At 66.3% G+C, this 15,979-nt stretch carries 16 protein-coding genes; 12 read left to right on the forward strand and 4 right to left on the reverse strand.

Translation table 11 applies throughout. The features are described 5' to 3' along the window. Positions 1-18 precede the first annotated feature (18 nt). Both CXK94_RS10990 and CXK94_RS10995 read left to right on the forward strand, forming a co-directional pair. Positions 19-1,035, forward strand: a complete 1,017-nt coding sequence (locus CXK94_RS10990; RefSeq protein ID WP_037037975.1) for an aspartate carbamoyltransferase catalytic subunit — start codon at positions 19-21, stop codon at positions 1,033-1,035. Beyond that, a complete protein-coding gene (locus CXK94_RS10995; RefSeq protein ID WP_102894376.1) occupies positions 1,035-2,309 on the forward strand; it encodes a dihydroorotase in 1,275 nt (424 codons plus the stop codon). Before CXK94_RS10990 ends, CXK94_RS10995 begins: the two co-directional genes overlap by 1 nt. A gap of 238 nt (positions 2,310-2,547) precedes the next feature. Here CXK94_RS10995 and CXK94_RS11000 read toward each other — a convergent pair whose 3' ends face one another. From CXK94_RS11000 to pilT, 3 genes are all read right to left on the reverse strand, one after another. Beyond that, positions 2,548-2,943 carry an NINE protein gene (locus CXK94_RS11000; protein ID WP_102894377.1) on the reverse strand — a complete coding sequence of 132 codons (396 nt, stop codon included), beginning with the start codon at positions 2,941-2,943 and terminating at the stop codon, positions 2,548-2,550. Positions 2,944-3,200: 257 nt separating this feature from the next. After that, complete coding sequence (locus tag CXK94_RS11005) at positions 3,201-4,346, reverse strand: PilT/PilU family type 4a pilus ATPase (protein WP_037037980.1); 1,146 nt, start codon at positions 4,344-4,346, stop codon at positions 3,201-3,203. Positions 4,347-4,406: 60 nt separating this feature from the next. Further along, positions 4,407-5,441, reverse strand: coding sequence for a type IV pilus twitching motility protein PilT (pilT, locus tag CXK94_RS11010; protein WP_037037982.1), 1,035 nt, complete (start codon positions 5,439-5,441; stop codon positions 4,407-4,409). Between the two features lie 66 nt (positions 5,442-5,507). On the opposite strand from pilT, the gene CXK94_RS11015 reads away from it, so the two are divergent. The 10 genes from CXK94_RS11015 to CXK94_RS11060 all read left to right on the forward strand — a co-directional run bounded on the left by CXK94_RS11015 (position 5,508) and on the right by CXK94_RS11060 (position 14,337). After that, the gene (locus tag CXK94_RS11015; RefSeq protein WP_102894378.1) at positions 5,508-6,197 is read left to right on the forward strand and encodes a YggS family pyridoxal phosphate-dependent enzyme; all 690 of its coding nucleotides are present in this window, start codon (positions 5,508-5,510) and stop codon (positions 6,195-6,197) included. An 11-nt stretch (positions 6,198-6,208) separates the two neighbouring features. Further along, complete coding sequence (gene proC, locus CXK94_RS11020; protein ID WP_102894379.1) at positions 6,209-7,033, forward strand: pyrroline-5-carboxylate reductase; 825 nt, start codon at positions 6,209-6,211, stop codon at positions 7,031-7,033. 9 nt (positions 7,034-7,042) lie between these two features. Next, positions 7,043-7,633 (forward strand): YggT family protein, encoded by a 591-nt coding sequence (locus CXK94_RS11025; RefSeq protein WP_037037984.1) that lies wholly within the window; start codon positions 7,043-7,045, stop codon positions 7,631-7,633. 271 nt (positions 7,634-7,904) lie between these two features. Continuing rightward, the gene (locus CXK94_RS11030) at positions 7,905-9,872 is read left to right on the forward strand and encodes a dynamin-like GTPase family protein (RefSeq protein ID WP_102894380.1); all 1,968 of its coding nucleotides are present in this window, start codon (positions 7,905-7,907) and stop codon (positions 9,870-9,872) included. A 130-nt stretch (positions 9,873-10,002) separates the two neighbouring features. Next, complete coding sequence (metX, locus tag CXK94_RS11035) at positions 10,003-11,142, forward strand: homoserine O-succinyltransferase MetX (protein ID WP_037037989.1); 1,140 nt, start codon at positions 10,003-10,005, stop codon at positions 11,140-11,142. Positions 11,143-11,151: 9 nt separating this feature from the next. Further along, complete coding sequence (metW, locus tag CXK94_RS11040; RefSeq protein WP_037037991.1) at positions 11,152-11,751, forward strand: methionine biosynthesis protein MetW; 600 nt, start codon at positions 11,152-11,154, stop codon at positions 11,749-11,751. Between the two features lie 27 nt (positions 11,752-11,778). Further along, positions 11,779-12,201, forward strand: coding sequence for a DUF4426 domain-containing protein (locus tag CXK94_RS11045; RefSeq protein ID WP_037037992.1), 423 nt, complete (start codon positions 11,779-11,781; stop codon positions 12,199-12,201). Continuing rightward, on the forward strand, positions 12,198-12,794 hold the full coding sequence (gene rdgB / locus CXK94_RS11050) for an RdgB/HAM1 family non-canonical purine NTP pyrophosphatase (RefSeq protein ID WP_037037995.1): 597 nt from the start codon (positions 12,198-12,200) through the stop codon (positions 12,792-12,794). Before CXK94_RS11045 ends, rdgB begins: the two co-directional genes overlap by 4 nt. Beyond that, complete coding sequence (hemW, locus tag CXK94_RS11055; RefSeq protein WP_102894381.1) at positions 12,791-14,005, forward strand: radical SAM family heme chaperone HemW; 1,215 nt, start codon at positions 12,791-12,793, stop codon at positions 14,003-14,005. Before rdgB ends, hemW begins: the two co-directional genes overlap by 4 nt. An 8-nt stretch (positions 14,006-14,013) precedes the next feature. Then, a complete protein-coding gene (locus CXK94_RS11060; RefSeq protein ID WP_037037997.1) occupies positions 14,014-14,337 on the forward strand; it encodes a DUF3392 domain-containing protein in 324 nt (107 codons plus the stop codon). A gap of 195 nt (positions 14,338-14,532) precedes the next feature. Here CXK94_RS11060 and CXK94_RS11065 read toward each other — a convergent pair whose 3' ends face one another. Continuing rightward, on the reverse strand, positions 14,533-15,873 hold the full coding sequence (locus CXK94_RS11065; protein ID WP_102894382.1) for a DUF1329 domain-containing protein: 1,341 nt from the start codon (positions 15,871-15,873) through the stop codon (positions 14,533-14,535). Positions 15,874-15,979 lie beyond the last annotated feature (106 nt).

Below are 15,979 nucleotides of genomic sequence, written 5' to 3' on the forward strand. Positions count from 1 at the left end.
CGCCACCGAGATTCTGCGATGACGCCCACCGACGCCAAGCGCCCGCTACAGCTGAACGACAACGGCCAGCTGCGCCATTTCCTTTCCCTCGACGGCCTGCCCCGCGAGCTGCTCACCGAGATCCTCGACACCGCCGACTCCTTCCTCGAAGTCGGCGCGCGCGCGGTGAAGAAAGTCCCGCTGCTGCGTGGCAAGACCGTCTGCAACGTGTTCTTCGAGAACTCCACGCGCACCCGCACCACCTTCGAACTGGCGGCCCAGCGCCTGTCGGCCGACGTCATCACGCTGAACGTCTCGACCTCCTCGACCAGCAAGGGCGAGACGCTCACCGATACCCTGCGCAACCTCGAAGCCATGGCGGCGGACATGTTCGTGGTGCGCCACGCCGACTCCGGCGCCGCGCACTTCATCGCCGAGCACGTCTGCCCCGACGTGGCGGTGATCAACGGCGGCGACGGCCGCCATGCCCACCCGACGCAGGGCATGCTCGACATGCTCACCATCCGTCGCCACAAGGGCGGCTTCGAGAATCTCGCGGTGGCCATCGTCGGCGACATCCTGCATTCGCGGGTGGCGCGCTCGAACATGCTGGCGCTCAAGACCCTGGGCTGTCCGGACATCCGCGTGATCGGGCCGAAGACCCTGCTGCCCGAAGGCCTCGAGCAATACGGCGTGCGCGTGTTCAACGATATGGACGAAGGCCTGCGCGGCGTCGACGTGGTGATCATGCTGCGCCTGCAGCGCGAGCGCATGCAGGGCGGGCTGCTGCCCAGCGAGGGCGAGTTCTACAAGCTCTACGGCCTGACCACCCAGCGCCTGGCACTGGCCAAGCCCGACGCCATCGTCATGCATCCCGGGCCGATCAACCGCGGCGTGGAAATCGAGTCGGCGGTGGCCGATGGCCCGCAGTCGGTGATCCTCAACCAGGTCACCTACGGCATCGCCATCCGCATGGCGGTGCTGTCCATGGCGATGAGCGGCCAGGCCGCGCAGCGCCAGATCGATTCCGAATCCGTATCCGAGGAGCAGCAATAATGGTGGCAACCCGAATCCTCGGCGCCCGCGTTATCGACCCCGCCAGCGGACGCGACGCCATCGCCGACATCTTCCTGGAAGGCGGCCGGATCGCCGCGATCGGCCAGGCACCGGCCGGCTTCGATGCCCAGCGCACCCTCGATGCCCAGGGCCTGGTCGCCGCCCCCGGGCTGGTGGACCTGGCCGTGGCCCTGCGCGAGCCCGGCTACAGCCGCAAGGGCACGATCGCCAGCGAAACCCTGGCCGCCGCGGCCGGCGGCATCACCAGCCTGTGCTGCCCGCCACAGACGCGCCCGGTGCTGGACACCGCGGCCGTCACCGAGCTGATCCTCGACCGCGCACGCGAGTCCGGCCACGCCAAGGTCTTCCCGATCGGCGCGCTGACCCGCAACCTGGCCGGCGAGCAGCTTTCCGAACTGGTCGCACTGCGCGAGGCCGGCTGCGTCGCCTTCGGCAACGGCCTGGCCGACTTCGCCAGCAACCGCAACCTGCGCCGCGCGCTGGAATATGCGGCCAGCTTCGATCTCACCGTGATCTTCCACTCGCAGGACAGCGGCCTGGCCGAAGGCGGGCTCGCCCACGAAGGCCCGGCCGCCAGCTTCCTCGGCCTGGCCGGCATTCCCGAAACCGCGGAAACCGTGGCGCTGGCGCGCAACCTGCTGCTGGTCGAACAGTCCGGCGTACGCGCACATTTCAGCCAGCTGAGCAGCGCGCGCGGCGCCGAGATGATCGCCCAGGCCCAGGCCCGCGGCCTGCCGGTCAGCGCCGACGTGGCGATGTACCAGCTGATTCTCACCGACGAGGCGCTGCATGGTTTCTCCAGCCTCTATCACGTGCAGCCGCCACTGCGCAGCGCCGCCGACCGTGAGGGCCTGCGCGAAGCAGTGAAAAGCGGAGTGATCTCGGCCATTTCCAGCCATCACCAGCCCCACGAGGCCGATGCCAAGCTGGCGCCGTTCGGCGAGACCGAACCGGGTATCAGCAGCGCGGAAATCCTCCTGCCGCTGGCACTGACGCTGGTCCAGGACGGTCTGCTCGACCTGCCGACACTGCTGGCGCGCCTCTCCAGCGGCCCGGCCGCGGCACTGCAGCTGCCCACCGGCCAGCTGCAGGCCGGCCTGCCGGCGGACCTGGTGCTGTTCGATCCGCTGGGCTCGACCCTGGCCGGCGAACGCTGGTTCTCCAAGGGCCGCAACTGCCCGTTCATGGGCCACTGCCTGCCCGGCGCGGTGCGCTACACCCTCGTCGACGGGCGGATCAGTTACGAGGCGTGAAGAAGGCTTCAGGCGGCCCGCCGCCCGTGCCTGCGGTGGATAAGCCACACGTGGCGTTATCCACCCTACGCGCTACCACGGCTTGAGGGCATCGGACAGGCAAGCGTTCGAGCGCACTGCGGACATGAACCCGACACCCTCACCTGCCCACGCAAGCGCAGGCGCGCAGGGTGGATAACGGCGCAGCCTTGTCCACTGCTGGAAAGCCAGGCACAACCCGCCAGGCCCCGTGCCGGACTCAGCCGCGTTCGCTGTTGCGGATGGAGATTTGCGTGTTCAGCGTCCAGAAGTCATAGAGCACACCGAGGAAGAACAGCCCGCCGGTGAACAGGTAGATGATCCCGGTGATCCACTTGCCCTGGTACATGCGGTGCACGCCGAACACGCCGAGGAAGGTCAGCAGGATCCAGGCGACGTTGTAGTCGATGCGCCCGGCGGTGAAGCGCAGGTCGGCCTCGCGATCCATCGACGGGATCAGGAACAGGTCGATGATCCAGCCGATGAAGAACAGGCCGAGGGTGAAGAACCAGATGGTGCCGGTCACCGGCTTGCCGTAATAGAAGCGGTGCGAGCCGAGGAAACCGAAGATCCACAGAAGGTAGCCGATGACTTTGCTATGGGTGTCCTGCTGCATGCGTGCCTCCACGACGGTATGAATGGGGTGACGTTAGCGCATTTTTGCCGTGAAACATCGGCCCCTAGAAGCTATTGACGTTTCGCACTAAGTCCTCTGTCGCGTATCTGAAGCATCGACCGCCAGCACCGATACGAGCTTGCAGCATCTGGCCCGCCCTTGTAGGAGCAGGCCATGCCTGCGAACAGAGCCCGCACATCGGTACGGCTGCTTTTTTTCGCGGGCATGGCCCGCTCCTACAACGCTATCAACAGTCCCTAGCGGAAGCTCCGCCCCGGGTCCTCGTCGCTGACTTCCAGGCTCAGGCCCTGCGACACGCTGGTCAGGTGCTCGCCGTCGGTTTCCGAACCCAGCTTGATCAGCAGGCGCAGGTCGTTGGCCGAGTCGGCGTGCAGCAGCGCGTCCTCGTAGGTGATCTCGCCCTGTACGTAGAGGTTGTACAGCGCCTGGTCGAAGGTCTGCATGCCCTGCTCGGTGGAGCGCTTCATCAGCGACTTGAGTTCGTGCACCTCGCCCTTGCGGATCAGGTCGGCCGCCAGCGGCGTGTTGATCAGCACCTCGATCACCGCGCGGCGGCCCTTGCCGTCGGGCGTCGGCACCAGCTGCTGGGCGACGATGGCCTTGAGGTTGAGCGACAGGTCCATCCACACCTGGTTCTGCCGGTCGGCCGGGAAGAAGTTGATGATGCGGTCCAGCGCCTGGTTGGCGTTGTTGGCGTGCAGGGTGGCCAGGCACAGGTGGCCGGTCTCGGCGAACGCCACGGCGTAGTCCATGGTTTCGCGGGTGCGGATCTCGCCGATGAGGATCACATCCGGCGCCTGGCGCAGGGTATTCTTCAGCGCCACCTCGAAGGAGCTGGTGTCAATGCCCACCTCGCGCTGGGTGACGATGCAGTTCTGGTGCTGGTGGATGAACTCGATCGGGTCCTCGATGGAGATGATGTGCCCGCTGGAGTTCTTGTTGCGGTAGCCGATCATCGACGCCAGCGAGGTCGACTTGCCGGTGCCGGTGGCGCCGACGAACAGCACCAGGCCGCGCTTGGTCATCGACAGCTTCTTGAGGATGTCCGGCAGCTTGAGTTCCTCGATGGTCGGGATGTTGGTCTCGATACGCCGCAACACCATGCCGGCCAGGTTGCGCTGGTAGAAGGCGCTGACGCGGAAGCGGCCGATGCCGCGCGCGCTGATGGCGAAGTTGCACTCGTGGTTCTCGGCGAACTCGCGGCGCTGCTGCTCGTTCATCACGCCGTGCACGGTCTCGCGGGTCATCTCCGGCGACATCGCGGTCTTGCTCACCGGCATGATCTTGCCGTTGACCTTCATCGACGGCGGCACCCCGGCCGTGATGAACAGATCGGAGCCGCCCTTTTCCACCATCAGGCGCAGAAGTTTCTCGAATTCCATCGTCGTACTCGCAGTCGTGGCAAGCGCCGCGCCGGGCGGCGTCCGGGGTTGTCAGGCGTGTTAGAAATTCTCGGGCTGCTTGGCCTTTTCCCGCGCACTGTCGCGGCTGATCAGGCCCTTGGCCAGCAGCCCCTTGAGGCACATGTCGAGGGTCTGCATGCCCAGCGAGCCGCCGGTCTGGATCGAGGAATACATCTGCGCCACCTTGTCCTCGCGGATCAGGTTACGGATCGCCGGGGTGCCGATCATGATCTCGTGGGCCGCCACCCGGCCGCCACCGGTCTTCTTCAGCAGGGTCTGCGAGATCACCGCCTGCAACGATTCGGAGAGCATCGAGCGGACCATGGATTTCTCCTCGGCCGGGAACACGTCGACCACCCGGTCGATGGTCTTGGCGGCGGAGGTGGTGTGCAGGGTGCCGAACACCAGGTGCCCGGTTTCCGCGGCGGTCAGCGCCAGGCGGATGGTTTCCAGGTCGCGCATCTCGCCGACCAGGATGATGTCCGGGTCCTCGCGCAGGGCCGAGCGCAGCGCCTCGGAGAAGCCGAGGGTGTCGCGGTGCACCTCGCGCTGGTTGACCAGGCACTTCTTCGACTCGTGGACGAATTCGATCGGGTCCTCGATGGTGAGGATATGGTGGTACTTGGTGTTGTTCAGGTAGTCGAGCATCGCCGCCAGGGTGGTCGACTTGCCCGAACCGGTCGGTCCGGTGACCAGCACCAGGCCGCGCGGCACGTCGGTGATCTTGCGGAAGACCTCGCCCATGCCGAGGTCCTCCATGGTCAGCACCTTGGAGGGAATGGTCCGGAACACTGCGCCGGCGCCACGGTTCTGGTTGAAGGCGTTGACCCGGAAACGCGCGACGCCCGGCACCTCGAAGGAGAAGTCGGTCTCGAGGAATTCCTCGTAATCCTTGCGCTGCTTGTCGTTCATGATGTCGTAGATCAGCGCATGCACCTGCTTGTGGTCCATGGCCGGCAGATTGATCCGCCGCACGTCGCCGTCGACGCGAATCATCGGCGGCAGGCCGGAGGAAAGGTGCAGGTCCGACGCACCCTGCTTGGCGCTGAAGGCCAGCAGTTCTGTGATATCCATGGGACTCCCCAATTACAAGCAAGCAGGTAGAATGCCGCGCAGACCCTGAGGCGGCGGGCGCAAGTAATGTCCACGATAGAGAAGAATATTGCAAAGGTCGCAGCGCGCATCCGTGAGGCGGCGCAAGCTGTGGCGCGCGATCCCGCCGACGTCGGCCTGCTCGCCGTGAGCAAGACCCAGCCGGCCGCCGCCATCCGCGAGGCGTTCGCCGCCGGCCTGCGCGATTTCGGCGAGAACTACCTGCAGGAAGCGCTGGACAAGCAGGCCGCGCTGGCCGACCTGGCGCTGACCTGGCATTTCATCGGCCCTATCCAGTCGAACAAGACCAAGCCTATCGCCGAGCATTTCGCCTGGGTGCATTCGGTGGACCGGCTGAAGATCGCCCAGCGCCTGTCCGATCAGCGCCCCGCGGGGCTGCCGCCACTGAACGTCTGCCTGCAGGTGAACGTCAGTGGCGAGGCGAGCAAGTCCGGCTGCGCGCCGGAAGACCTGCAACCGCTGGCACAGGCCGTCGCCGGCCTGCCGCGCCTGCATTTGCGCGGGCTGATGTGCATCCCGGCACCCAGCGACGACCCCGCCGAGCAACACGCCGCCTTCGCCCGCCTGCGGGCCTTGCGCGACGCACTCGGCCTCGGTCTCGACACCCTGTCCATGGGCATGAGCCAGGACCTGGAGGCCGCCATCGCCGAGGGCGCGACCTGGGTCCGCATCGGCACCGCCCTGTTCGGCGCCCGTGACTACGGCCGCCCCCACTGAAGGAATCCTCCATGAGCACTCCCCGCATCGCCTTCATCGGCGCCGGCAACATGGCCGCCAGCCTGATCGGCGGCCTGCGCGCCCAGGGCGTCGCCGCCGACGCCATCCGCGCCAGCGACCCCGGCGCCGAGCAGCGCGCGAAGATCGCCGCCGAGCACGGCATCCAGACCTTCGCCGAGAATGCCCAGGCGCTGGCCGGCGCCGACGTGGTGGTGCTGGCGGTCAAGCCGCAGGTGATGCAGGCGGTCTGCCGCGACCTGGCCCAGCACCTCGGGCATGCGCCGCTGATCGTCTCCATCGCCGCCGGCATCAGCTGCGACAGCCTGCAGGGCTGGCTCGGCCCGCAGCCGCAGGCGATCGTGCGCTGCATGCCGAACACCCCGGCGTTGCTGCGCCAGGGCGTCAGCGGGCTGTTCGCCAACGCCCGGGTCAGCGCTGCCCAGCGCCAGCAGGCCGAGCGGCTGCTGTCCGCCGTCGGGCTGGCGCTGTGGCTCGAGGAAGAGCGCCTGATCGATGCGGTGACCGCCGTCTCCGGCAGCGGGCCGGCCTACTTCTTCCTGCTCATCGAGGCCATGACCACCGCTGGCGAGCAGCTCGGCCTGCCCAGGGAGACCGCTGCGCAACTGACCCTGCAGACCGCCCTCGGCGCGGCGCGCATGGCCTGCGAGAGCGACGCCGACGCCACCGAACTGCGCCGTCGCGTCACCTCGCCGAACGGAACCACCGAAGCGGCGATCAAAGCCTTCCAGGCCGGCGGCTTCGAAGGGCTGGTACAGCAGGCATTGAACGCCGCCGCGCGACGCTCGGCCGAACTCGCCGAACAACTGGGCCAATAAGGAGCATTCATGTCCCAACTCTCGCAAGCCCTGATTCTCGTCATCCAGACCCTGGGCAGCCTCTACCTGTTGATCGTGCTGCTGCGCTTCATCCTGCAGCTGGTACGCGCCGACTTCTACAACCCGCTCAGCCAGTTCATCGTCAAGGCCACCCACCCGCTGTTGCGACCGATGCGCCGCGTCATCCCGAGCATGGGCACGCTGGACCTGTCCTCGCTGCTGCTGGCGCTGATCGTGCAGATGGTGCTGATGGCACTGCTCCTGCTGGTGGCCTACGGCACCACCGGCAATCCGGTGCTGCTGCTGATCTGGGGCCTGATCGGCATCACCGGGCTGTTCCTCAATATCTTCTTCTGGGCGCTGATCATCAGCGTGATCCTCTCCTGGGTCGCACCGGGCAGCCACAACCCCGGTGCGCAACTGGTCAACCAGCTCTGCGAACCGCTGCTGATGCCCTTCCGCCGCCTGCTGCCGAACCTCGGCGGGCTGGATATCTCGCCGATCTTCGCCTTCCTCGCGATCAAGCTCCTGGACATGCTGGTAGTGAACAACCTGGCCACCATGACGCACATGCCGAACATCCTGCGCATGCTGATCTGAGACGCCGTTCATGCTTTGCGCGCATGCGGCGAGGCGGGACCAGACACCCGCTCGGATTGCCGCCCGATAGCACGTAGACTCGGCCCTTCTCGGCTGTTTCCATCCTGCCTCGCGCCTGATGCGCGAGGAGGTGAACGAGGACAACTGGACTTCGAGCGAGCCACGACCGCCCAGGCGCCTTGCCGGCCCTTTCGGCGGTTCCCGGCCCCGGCTCGATTGACCTCGCAAAGGCGAATCCGATAATTCGCCGACCACTTCCCCCAGGGGCAGCATGAGCATGGAACGACTCGATCGACAGGTGGACGCCTACGTCGCCTGGAAGCGCGACCTGATCCGCGAAATCACCCGCTACCGCAGCTGGCTGGCGCACAACCGGCTCGACAGCGAAGCCGTCGCAGCCCGCCTGGAACGGGCCCTGCGGGTACTGCGCACCGACCACATCACCCTGGCCTTCGTCGGCGAGTATTCGCGCGGCAAGACCGAACTGATCAACAGCCTGTTCTTTTCCGCCTACGGCCAGCGCATCCTGCCGTCGCGCGCCGGGCGTACCACCATGTGCCCCACCGAACTGCTGTTCGATCCGCGCGCGGAGCGCTCCTACATCCGCCTGCTGCCCATCGAATCACGCCTGGAAGACACCAGCATCGCCCAGCTCAAGCGCACCCCGCGCCACTGGCTGAACCTGCCGCTGGACCCGCAAGATCCCGACAGCATGGTCGAAGCCTTCACCCAGGTCGCACTGACCAAGGCCATGCCGGTGGAGCAGGCCATCCAGCTCGGCTTCGATCCGAGCGCGCTGGAGAGCGCCGGCAGCGCGGATGCGGTGCTGGTGCCGGCCTGGCGACATGCCGTGGTCAACTTCGACCACCCGCTGCTGCGCCAGGGCCTGCGCATTCTCGACACGCCCGGCCTCAACGCCCTGGGCAGCGAGCCGGAGCTGACCCTGTCGATGCTGCCCAATGCCCAGGCCATCATCTTCCTGCTGTCCGCCGACACCGGCGTCACCGCCAGCGACATGCAGATCTGGCAGCAGCACATCCGCCAGCTCGACGAAGACACCCAGAGCAGCCTGTTCGCCGTGCTGAACAAGATCGACGTGCTCTGGGACGATCTGGCCGGCGAGGATTTCGTGCACGCCGCCATTGCCGAAATCCAGGCCGGCACCGCCCAGCAGCTGGGCATCGACAGCGCCGACGTGCTGCCGCTGTCGGCCAAGCAGGCATTGATGGCGAAGATTCGCGGCGATCAGGCGCTGCTCGAGCGCAGCCGGCTGGAACACCTGGAAAAACTGCTCGCCCAGCGCATCCTGGCGCAGAAGGAACACCAGCTGGAAGACCAGGTGGTGCACCAGGTGCTGGCGCTGGTGCAGAACAGCCAGCAGGTACTCAAGCTGCGCCTGGAAAAGGTCATCGAACAACGCGACCTGCTGGCCAGCCACCAGCAGGGCAGCGGCCAGATGCTGCTCGAGCTCACCGCCCGCACGCGGCACGATCACAACCGCCACCACAAGCGCCTGCTCGACCTGAGGACCAACCAGCGTTTGCTGCAGCGCCAGGGCGAACTGCTGCGTGCGGCGATTCGCGCCGAGCGGCTGGAGGAACACCTGGCGCGCCTGCGCCGCAGCCTCACCGGCAGCCTGACCACGCTCGGCATCAATCTCGCCATCCTGCATTTCTTCCGCTCCATGGAGCAGGACCTGGGCATCCTCGAACAGGAGGCCGAGCGCGCCAACAAGATGGTCGCGGCCATCTACCGCCGGCACAACGAGGAGAACCCGCTGCACGGCATCGACCCGCCGCAGTTCCTGCTGGTCCCCTACCAGCGCGAGCTCAAGAGCCTGCAGGGCAAGGCCGATCAGTTCCGCCTGCAGCTCAAGACCCTGCTCACCGAGCAGCGCACGCTGACCCGGCGCTTCTTCGCCACCCTGGTGCAGGAAGTCATCGGCCTGCACCAGCGCCTGCGCCAGGAGGCCGAACAATGGTCCGGCGATGCCCTGACGCCACTGCTGCAGTTCTCCCTGGAGCACAAGCAGCAACTGGAGACCCACATCCTGCAGCTCAAGGCCCTGGCCCAGGAAAACCAGCAGAACAGCCAGCGCGGGCAATTGCTGACCCGCTACAGCGGCGAACTGGAGCAGCAGCTGGCACAGGCCGGGGAAATGCTCCGCGCGCTGCGCCGGCCGGCGCCGATCCGCCGCCAGGGCAAGGTGGTCAGCCTGAGCAATGCGCAGATCCGGTAAAGCCCGTTGCCGTTTCGTCGCGCGCGCGAAGGAAATGGCAACGAACCCTGGCGCCGCTGCGATTCAGGATGAATTGCGCCGCGCATACCTTTAGACTTTGCCGCCTTCTTCAAGCAAGAGCCCAGGGTCGATGCCCACTGCAATTCCCGCCGATTCCGTTGGCCTGGTGAGTCCGCAGGTCGCGCATTTTGCCGAACCACTGTCACTCGCCTGTGGCCGCACGCTGGCCGATTACCAGCTGATCTATGAAACCTACGGTGAGCTGAACGCCGCGCGCAGCAACGCCGTGCTGATCTGCCACGCCCTTTCCGGCCATCATCACGCGGCCGGCTACCACAGCCTGGACGACCGCAAGCCCGGCTGGTGGGATTCGTGCATCGGCCCCGGCAAGCCCATCGACACCGAGCGTTTCTTCGTCGTCAGCCTGAACAACCTCGGCGGCTGCAACGGCTCCACCGGCCCGGGCAGCACCAACCCGGCAAGCGGCAAGCCCTATGGGGCGGACTTTCCGGTAGTCACGGTGGAAGACTGGGTGCACAGCCAGGCGCGCCTGGCCGAGCGCCTCGGCATCGAGCAATGGGCTGCCGTGGTCGGCGGCAGCCTGGGCGGCATGCAGGCCCTGCAATGGACCATCAGCTACCCCGAACGGGTGCGCCACTGCCTGGCCATCGCCTCGGCGCCCAAGCTGTCGGCGCAGAACATCGCCTTCAACGAAGTCGCGCGCCAGGCGATCCTCTCCGACCCCGAGTTCCATGGCGGTCACTTCCAGGAAATGGGCGTGATCCCCAAGCGCGGGCTGATGCTGGCGCGCATGGTCGGCCACATCACCTACCTGTCCGACGACGCCATGGGCACCAAGTTCGGCCGCGGGCTGAAGAGCGAGAAGCTCAACTACGACTTCAACAGCGTCGAGTTCCAGGTCGAGAGCTACCTGCGCTACCAGGGCGAGGAGTTCTCCGGACGCTTCGACGCCAATACCTACCTGCTGATGACCAAGGCACTGGACTACTTCGACCCGGCCGCGGCCCACGACGACGATCTGGCCCGAACCTTCGAGGTCGCCCAGGCGAATTTCTGCGTGATGTCCTTCACCACCGACTGGCGCTTCTCGCCGGAGCGCTCGCGGGAAATCGTCGATGCCCTGCTCGCCGCGCGCAAGAACGTCTGCTACCTGGAGATCGAGGCGCCCCAGGGCCACGACGCCTTCCTGATTCCGAACCCCCGCTACCTGCAAGCCTTCCGCGGTTACATGAACCGCATCGCCGTATAAGGAACGAACATGCGCGCCGACCTGGACATCATCCAAGACTGGATTCCGGCCGGCAGCCGAGTACTCGACCTCGGCTGCGGCAACGGCGAGCTGCTGGCCTGGCTGCGCGACCACAAGCAGGTCAGCGGCTACGGGCTGGAAATCGACGCCGACAACATCACCGCCTGCATCGAAAAAGGCGTCAACGTCATCGAACAGAACCTCGACCTGGGCCTGGGCAACTTCGCCAGCGACAGCTTCGACATGGTGGTGATGACCCAGGCGCTGCAGGCCGTGCACTACCCCGACAAGCTGCTCAAGGAAATGCTGCGGGTCGGCCGCGAGTGCATCATCACCTTCCCCAACTTCGGCCACTGGCGCTGTCGCTGGTACCTTGCGAGCAAGGGTCGCATGCCGGTTTCCGAGTTCCTCCCCTACACTTGGTACAACACACCGAACATTCACTTCTGCACTTTCGAGGATTTCGAGCGGTTGTGTCTGGAACGTGGCGCCAAGGTGCTCGAACGCCTGGCCGTCGACCGTGAACACAAGCATGGCTGGGCCAGCCGCCTGTGGCCGAACCTGCTTGGGGAAATCGGCATCTACCGCGTCACGGGACCTTCCCGCTGAGCGGCTTCAACGCTGGAGGTAACCACCATGAAACGTGCCCTGATCTGTCTGCTGGCCGCCCTGCTCACGCTACCGGCGCTCGCGGAACGCAAACACAGCGTCGGCGAGTACGACATCCACTACATCGCCTTCAACTCCGGCTTCCTGCAGCCCGACGTCGCCGCCGCCGCGGGGCTGGTGCGCAGCAAGACCCAGGGCGTGGTCAACATCTCGGTGCTCAAGGGTGGCAAGCCGGTCGCGGCCCAGGTCAGTGGCCAGGTGAAGAACCTGCTCGGCCAGGATCGCCCGTTGAACTTCAAGCAGCTCAAGGAAGGCGATGAGGCGATCTACTACCTGGCCCAGTTCCCCTTCGATTCGCAGGAAACCCTGCGCTTCAGCCTGACCGTGCAGCCGACCGGCGCCGAGCCGTTCAGCTTCGACTTCAACCAGGAATTCTTCCCCGATCAATGATGCCTTTCCACGAACTGGTGCTGGCCAGCCACAACGCCGGCAAACTCAAGGAACTGCAGGCCATGCTCGGCGACGCGGTACGCGTGCGCTCGGTGGCCGAGTTCAGCGACGTCGAGCCGGAAGAGACCGGGCTGTCCTTCGTCGAGAATGCCATCCTCAAGGCGCGCCATGCGGCACGGATTTCCGGGTTGCCGGCGCTGGCCGACGACTCGGGACTGGCGGTCGACGCCCTTGGCGGCGCGCCGGGCATCTATTCGGCGCGCTACGCCGATGGCCAGGGCGACGCGGCGAACAATGCCAAGCTGCTGGACGTGCTGGCCAACGTGCCGGACGCCGAACGCGACGCGCAGTTCGTCTGCGCCCTGGCGCTGGTGCGGCATGCCGAGGACCCGTTGCCGATCCTCTGCGAAGGCCTCTGGCACGGGCGCATCCTGCATGCCCCGCGTGGCGAGCACGGCTTCGGCTACGACCCGCTGTTCTGGGTACCGGAACGCGACTGCTCCAGCGCCGAGCTGCCGGCCATCGAAAAGAACCGGCTCAGCCACCGCGCCCGCGCCATGGCCCTGCTCAAGCAGCGGCTGGGAATCGCATGAGCGGAGCCGGAAGCCGGAAGCTGGAAGCCGGAAGCGAAAAGCGCATCACCCACTTCCAGCTTCCAGCTTCCAGCTTCCAGCTGCCGCCTCTGGCGGCTTATGTCCATATTCCCTGGTGCGTGCGCAAATGCCCGTACTGCGACTTCAACTCCCATGCCGCCGGCCCGACGCTGCCTGAAGAGGCCTATGTCGATGCGCTGCTGGCCGACCTGGAAGGCGATCTCGCGCAGGTGCAGGGTCGTCGGCTCAGCTCGATCTTCTTCGGCGGCGGTACGCCGAGCCTGTTCTCGGCGCGCGCGCTGGGACACATTCTCGAGGGGATCGAGCGCCGCATCGGCTTCGCCGATGACATCGAGATCACCCTGGAGGCCAATCCGGGCACCTTCGAACAGGCCAAGTTTCGCGACTACCGCAGCCTCGGCATCAACCGGCTGTCGATCGGCGTGCAGAGCTTCCAGGCCGACAAGCTCGCGGCGCTGGGGCGCATCCATGATGGCGACGAGGCCATCCGTGCCGCCGACATGGCCCGCGCCGCCGGCTTCGACAACTTCAACCTCGACCTCATGCACGGCCTGCCGAACCAGAGCCTGGAGGATGCGCTGGGCGACCTGCGCACCGCCATCGCCCAGCAGCCGGCGCACCTGTCCTGGTACCAGCTGACCCTAGAGCCGAACACGGTGTTCTGGAGCCAGCCGCCGCAACTGCCGGAAGACGACATCCTCTGGGACATCCAGGAAGCCGGCCAGGCGCTGCTGGCCGAGCAAGGCTATCGCCAGTACGAGACCTCGGCCTATGCCCAGCCCGGGCGGCAGGCGCGGCACAACCTGAACTACTGGACCTTCGGCGACTTCCTCGGCATCGGCGCCGGCGCCCATGCCAAGCTCAGCCAGACCGACGGACGCATCCTGCGCAGCTGGAAGACCCGCCTGCCGAAGGACTACCTCGACCCGGCCAAGGCCTTCCGCGCCGGCGACAAGCAGCTGCAGCCGGATGAGCTGCCCTTCGAATTCCTGATGAATGTGCTGCGCCTCACCGACGGCGTGCCCGCGCTGTTGTTCACTCAGCGCACCGGCCTGCCGCTGAGCGTGCTGGCCACGGCCCGCCGCGAGGCCGAAGCGCGCGGATTGCTGCTTCCCGATCCACAGCGCCTGGTCGCCACGCCCAAGGGCCAGCTATTTCTCAACGACCTGCTGCAACTCTTTCTGCCATAGGACCCTGCATGGATTTGCTACTCGACCTGATCGCCACCCTGTCGCGCTGGAGCCGCAGCCACCTGTCCGATATCTCCCTGGCGATCATGGCCACTCTCTTCGTGCTGTTCGGCCCGGCGCTCAACGCCTGGGTGCAGAAGAACATCGGTGGGCTGAACTTCATCCTGCGCACGCTGCTGTTCGTGCTGTTCTGCGCCGTGGTCTACGGCCTCGGCATCATCTACCTGAGCCCCTGGCTGGCCAAGGGGCTGGCCCACTTCAACAACTACACCCTGGCGCCGGTGTTGCTGCTGGTGCTGTTCATCATCGGGGTGATTGCCGATCGGAACTAGGGGGCGCCTACCCGGCGCAGCGAAAGGGTTCGGTGTTCACAGAAGGCCCGTCCCCAGGGCGATACCCTTGAGCTTCTGGCAGGCCTACGGCCTGCATCGCCGCGAGGTCGCGCCGCCCACAGGGACGTCATGTGCACTGACGGTTTTTTGTGGGAGGCCCGACCTCGGGGCGATGCTTTTGAGTTTCCGGCCGGCTCAGTTGGCACCACGCCGCAACGCCTGGGGCGAGAAGTCCCGCGGGCTGAGCTTGACCTCGAAGTCGTACATCGGCTCGTTGTTGTCCAGCCCATCGACGAAGTAGTTGCCGTCCTTGAGGTGGTACAGCGTCTCCAGGGTGCTGTTGAACATCGGCACCTCGTAATAGCTGATCGGGTGGCTTTCCTGCAGGCCGATCAGCTCGCCGCTGGCGTCGTACAGATCCACGGCGAGGATCTGCCAGCTGTCCTCGTCGATATAGAAACGACGCTTGTCGTAGACATGGCTGAAGCCGGTACGCAGCTTCGCCTCGACCACCCACACCCGATGCAGCTCGTAGCGCAGCAGCTGCGGGTTGAGCGTGCGGGCCTGCACGATGCTGTCGTAGGCGATGCCCTGCTGGTGCACCGCGTAGCTGTTGTAGGGCACCAGCATCTCGCGCTTGCCCAGCAGCATCCATTCGTAGCGATCGGGCGCGCCGTTGAACGAATCGACCACGTCGGCGGTGGCCAGGCCACTGGTGTCCGGCTGCTGCGAATCGTAGGCCAGCGACGGCAGGCGGCGCACGCGGCGCTCGCCGGGGCTGTAGCGCCAGGCCTTGCGGGTGGTGAGGACCTGGTCCAGCGGGTCCTGGACCACCAGCGCGGTGCCGGCCAGCTTGGCCGGCGCGGTCACGCGGTACTTGTAGTACAGCAGCGTATTGTCGAGATCCGCCTGGGCCATGCCCTCGCGGTTGTAGACGTAATAGACGTGGCGATCGCGCTTGATGTAGGTCGGCTTGCCGCCGATCACCACCGCCTGGCTGTTGACGATGTGGCTCTGGTCGCCCTTGTAGTGCAGGATGTGGTTCCAGATCACCTCCATGCCGTCCTGTGGCAGCGGGAACGGAATACCGGCCGCGGCGCCCTGGATGCCGTTGCCGTTGGCGATCAGCTCGGCGCTGACGGCGTTGAAGCGCGTGGCGTCATAGATACGCTGCGGGGCCGCGGCGCTGCGCCGGCTCGGGAAGACCCGCAGGTGGAACTCGGGATAGCGCTCCAGCAGCGCCTTGAGCCCCTCGGGCAGCAGGCTGGCGTATTCGCCGAGGTTGCCCTGGTCGACGCGATAGAGCAGCGGGTCGGTGGCGAACGGGTCCGGGTGGTGCATGCCTGGCTGGTAATCGGCCGGTGGCGCGACGCCTCCGCTCCAGGCGGGAATGGTTCCGGCGGCATTGCCGGCGCGCTCCGCCCCCAGCGGGGTTAGGTCCTGCCCCAGGCGCACCGCCTGTGCATCGTCCACCCTGGCCTGCACCTGCAGGGCGGCACAGGCCGCCAGCACCAGCACTCCGATCTTTCCGTACATCCTCTACTCCCCCCTGTTCGCGCGACGACGGGTGCGGCTTCGCTGCACCACGGCCGCCGGCTTCGCATTGTTGTTCGGTGTGGGCAAGCAGGCCTTCCTGGCCCGG

It is taken from the genome of Stutzerimonas stutzeri (assembly GCF_002890915.1).
In the GTDB taxonomy this organism is placed as follows: Bacteria; Pseudomonadota; Gammaproteobacteria; order Pseudomonadales; family Pseudomonadaceae; genus Stutzerimonas; species Stutzerimonas stutzeri_AF.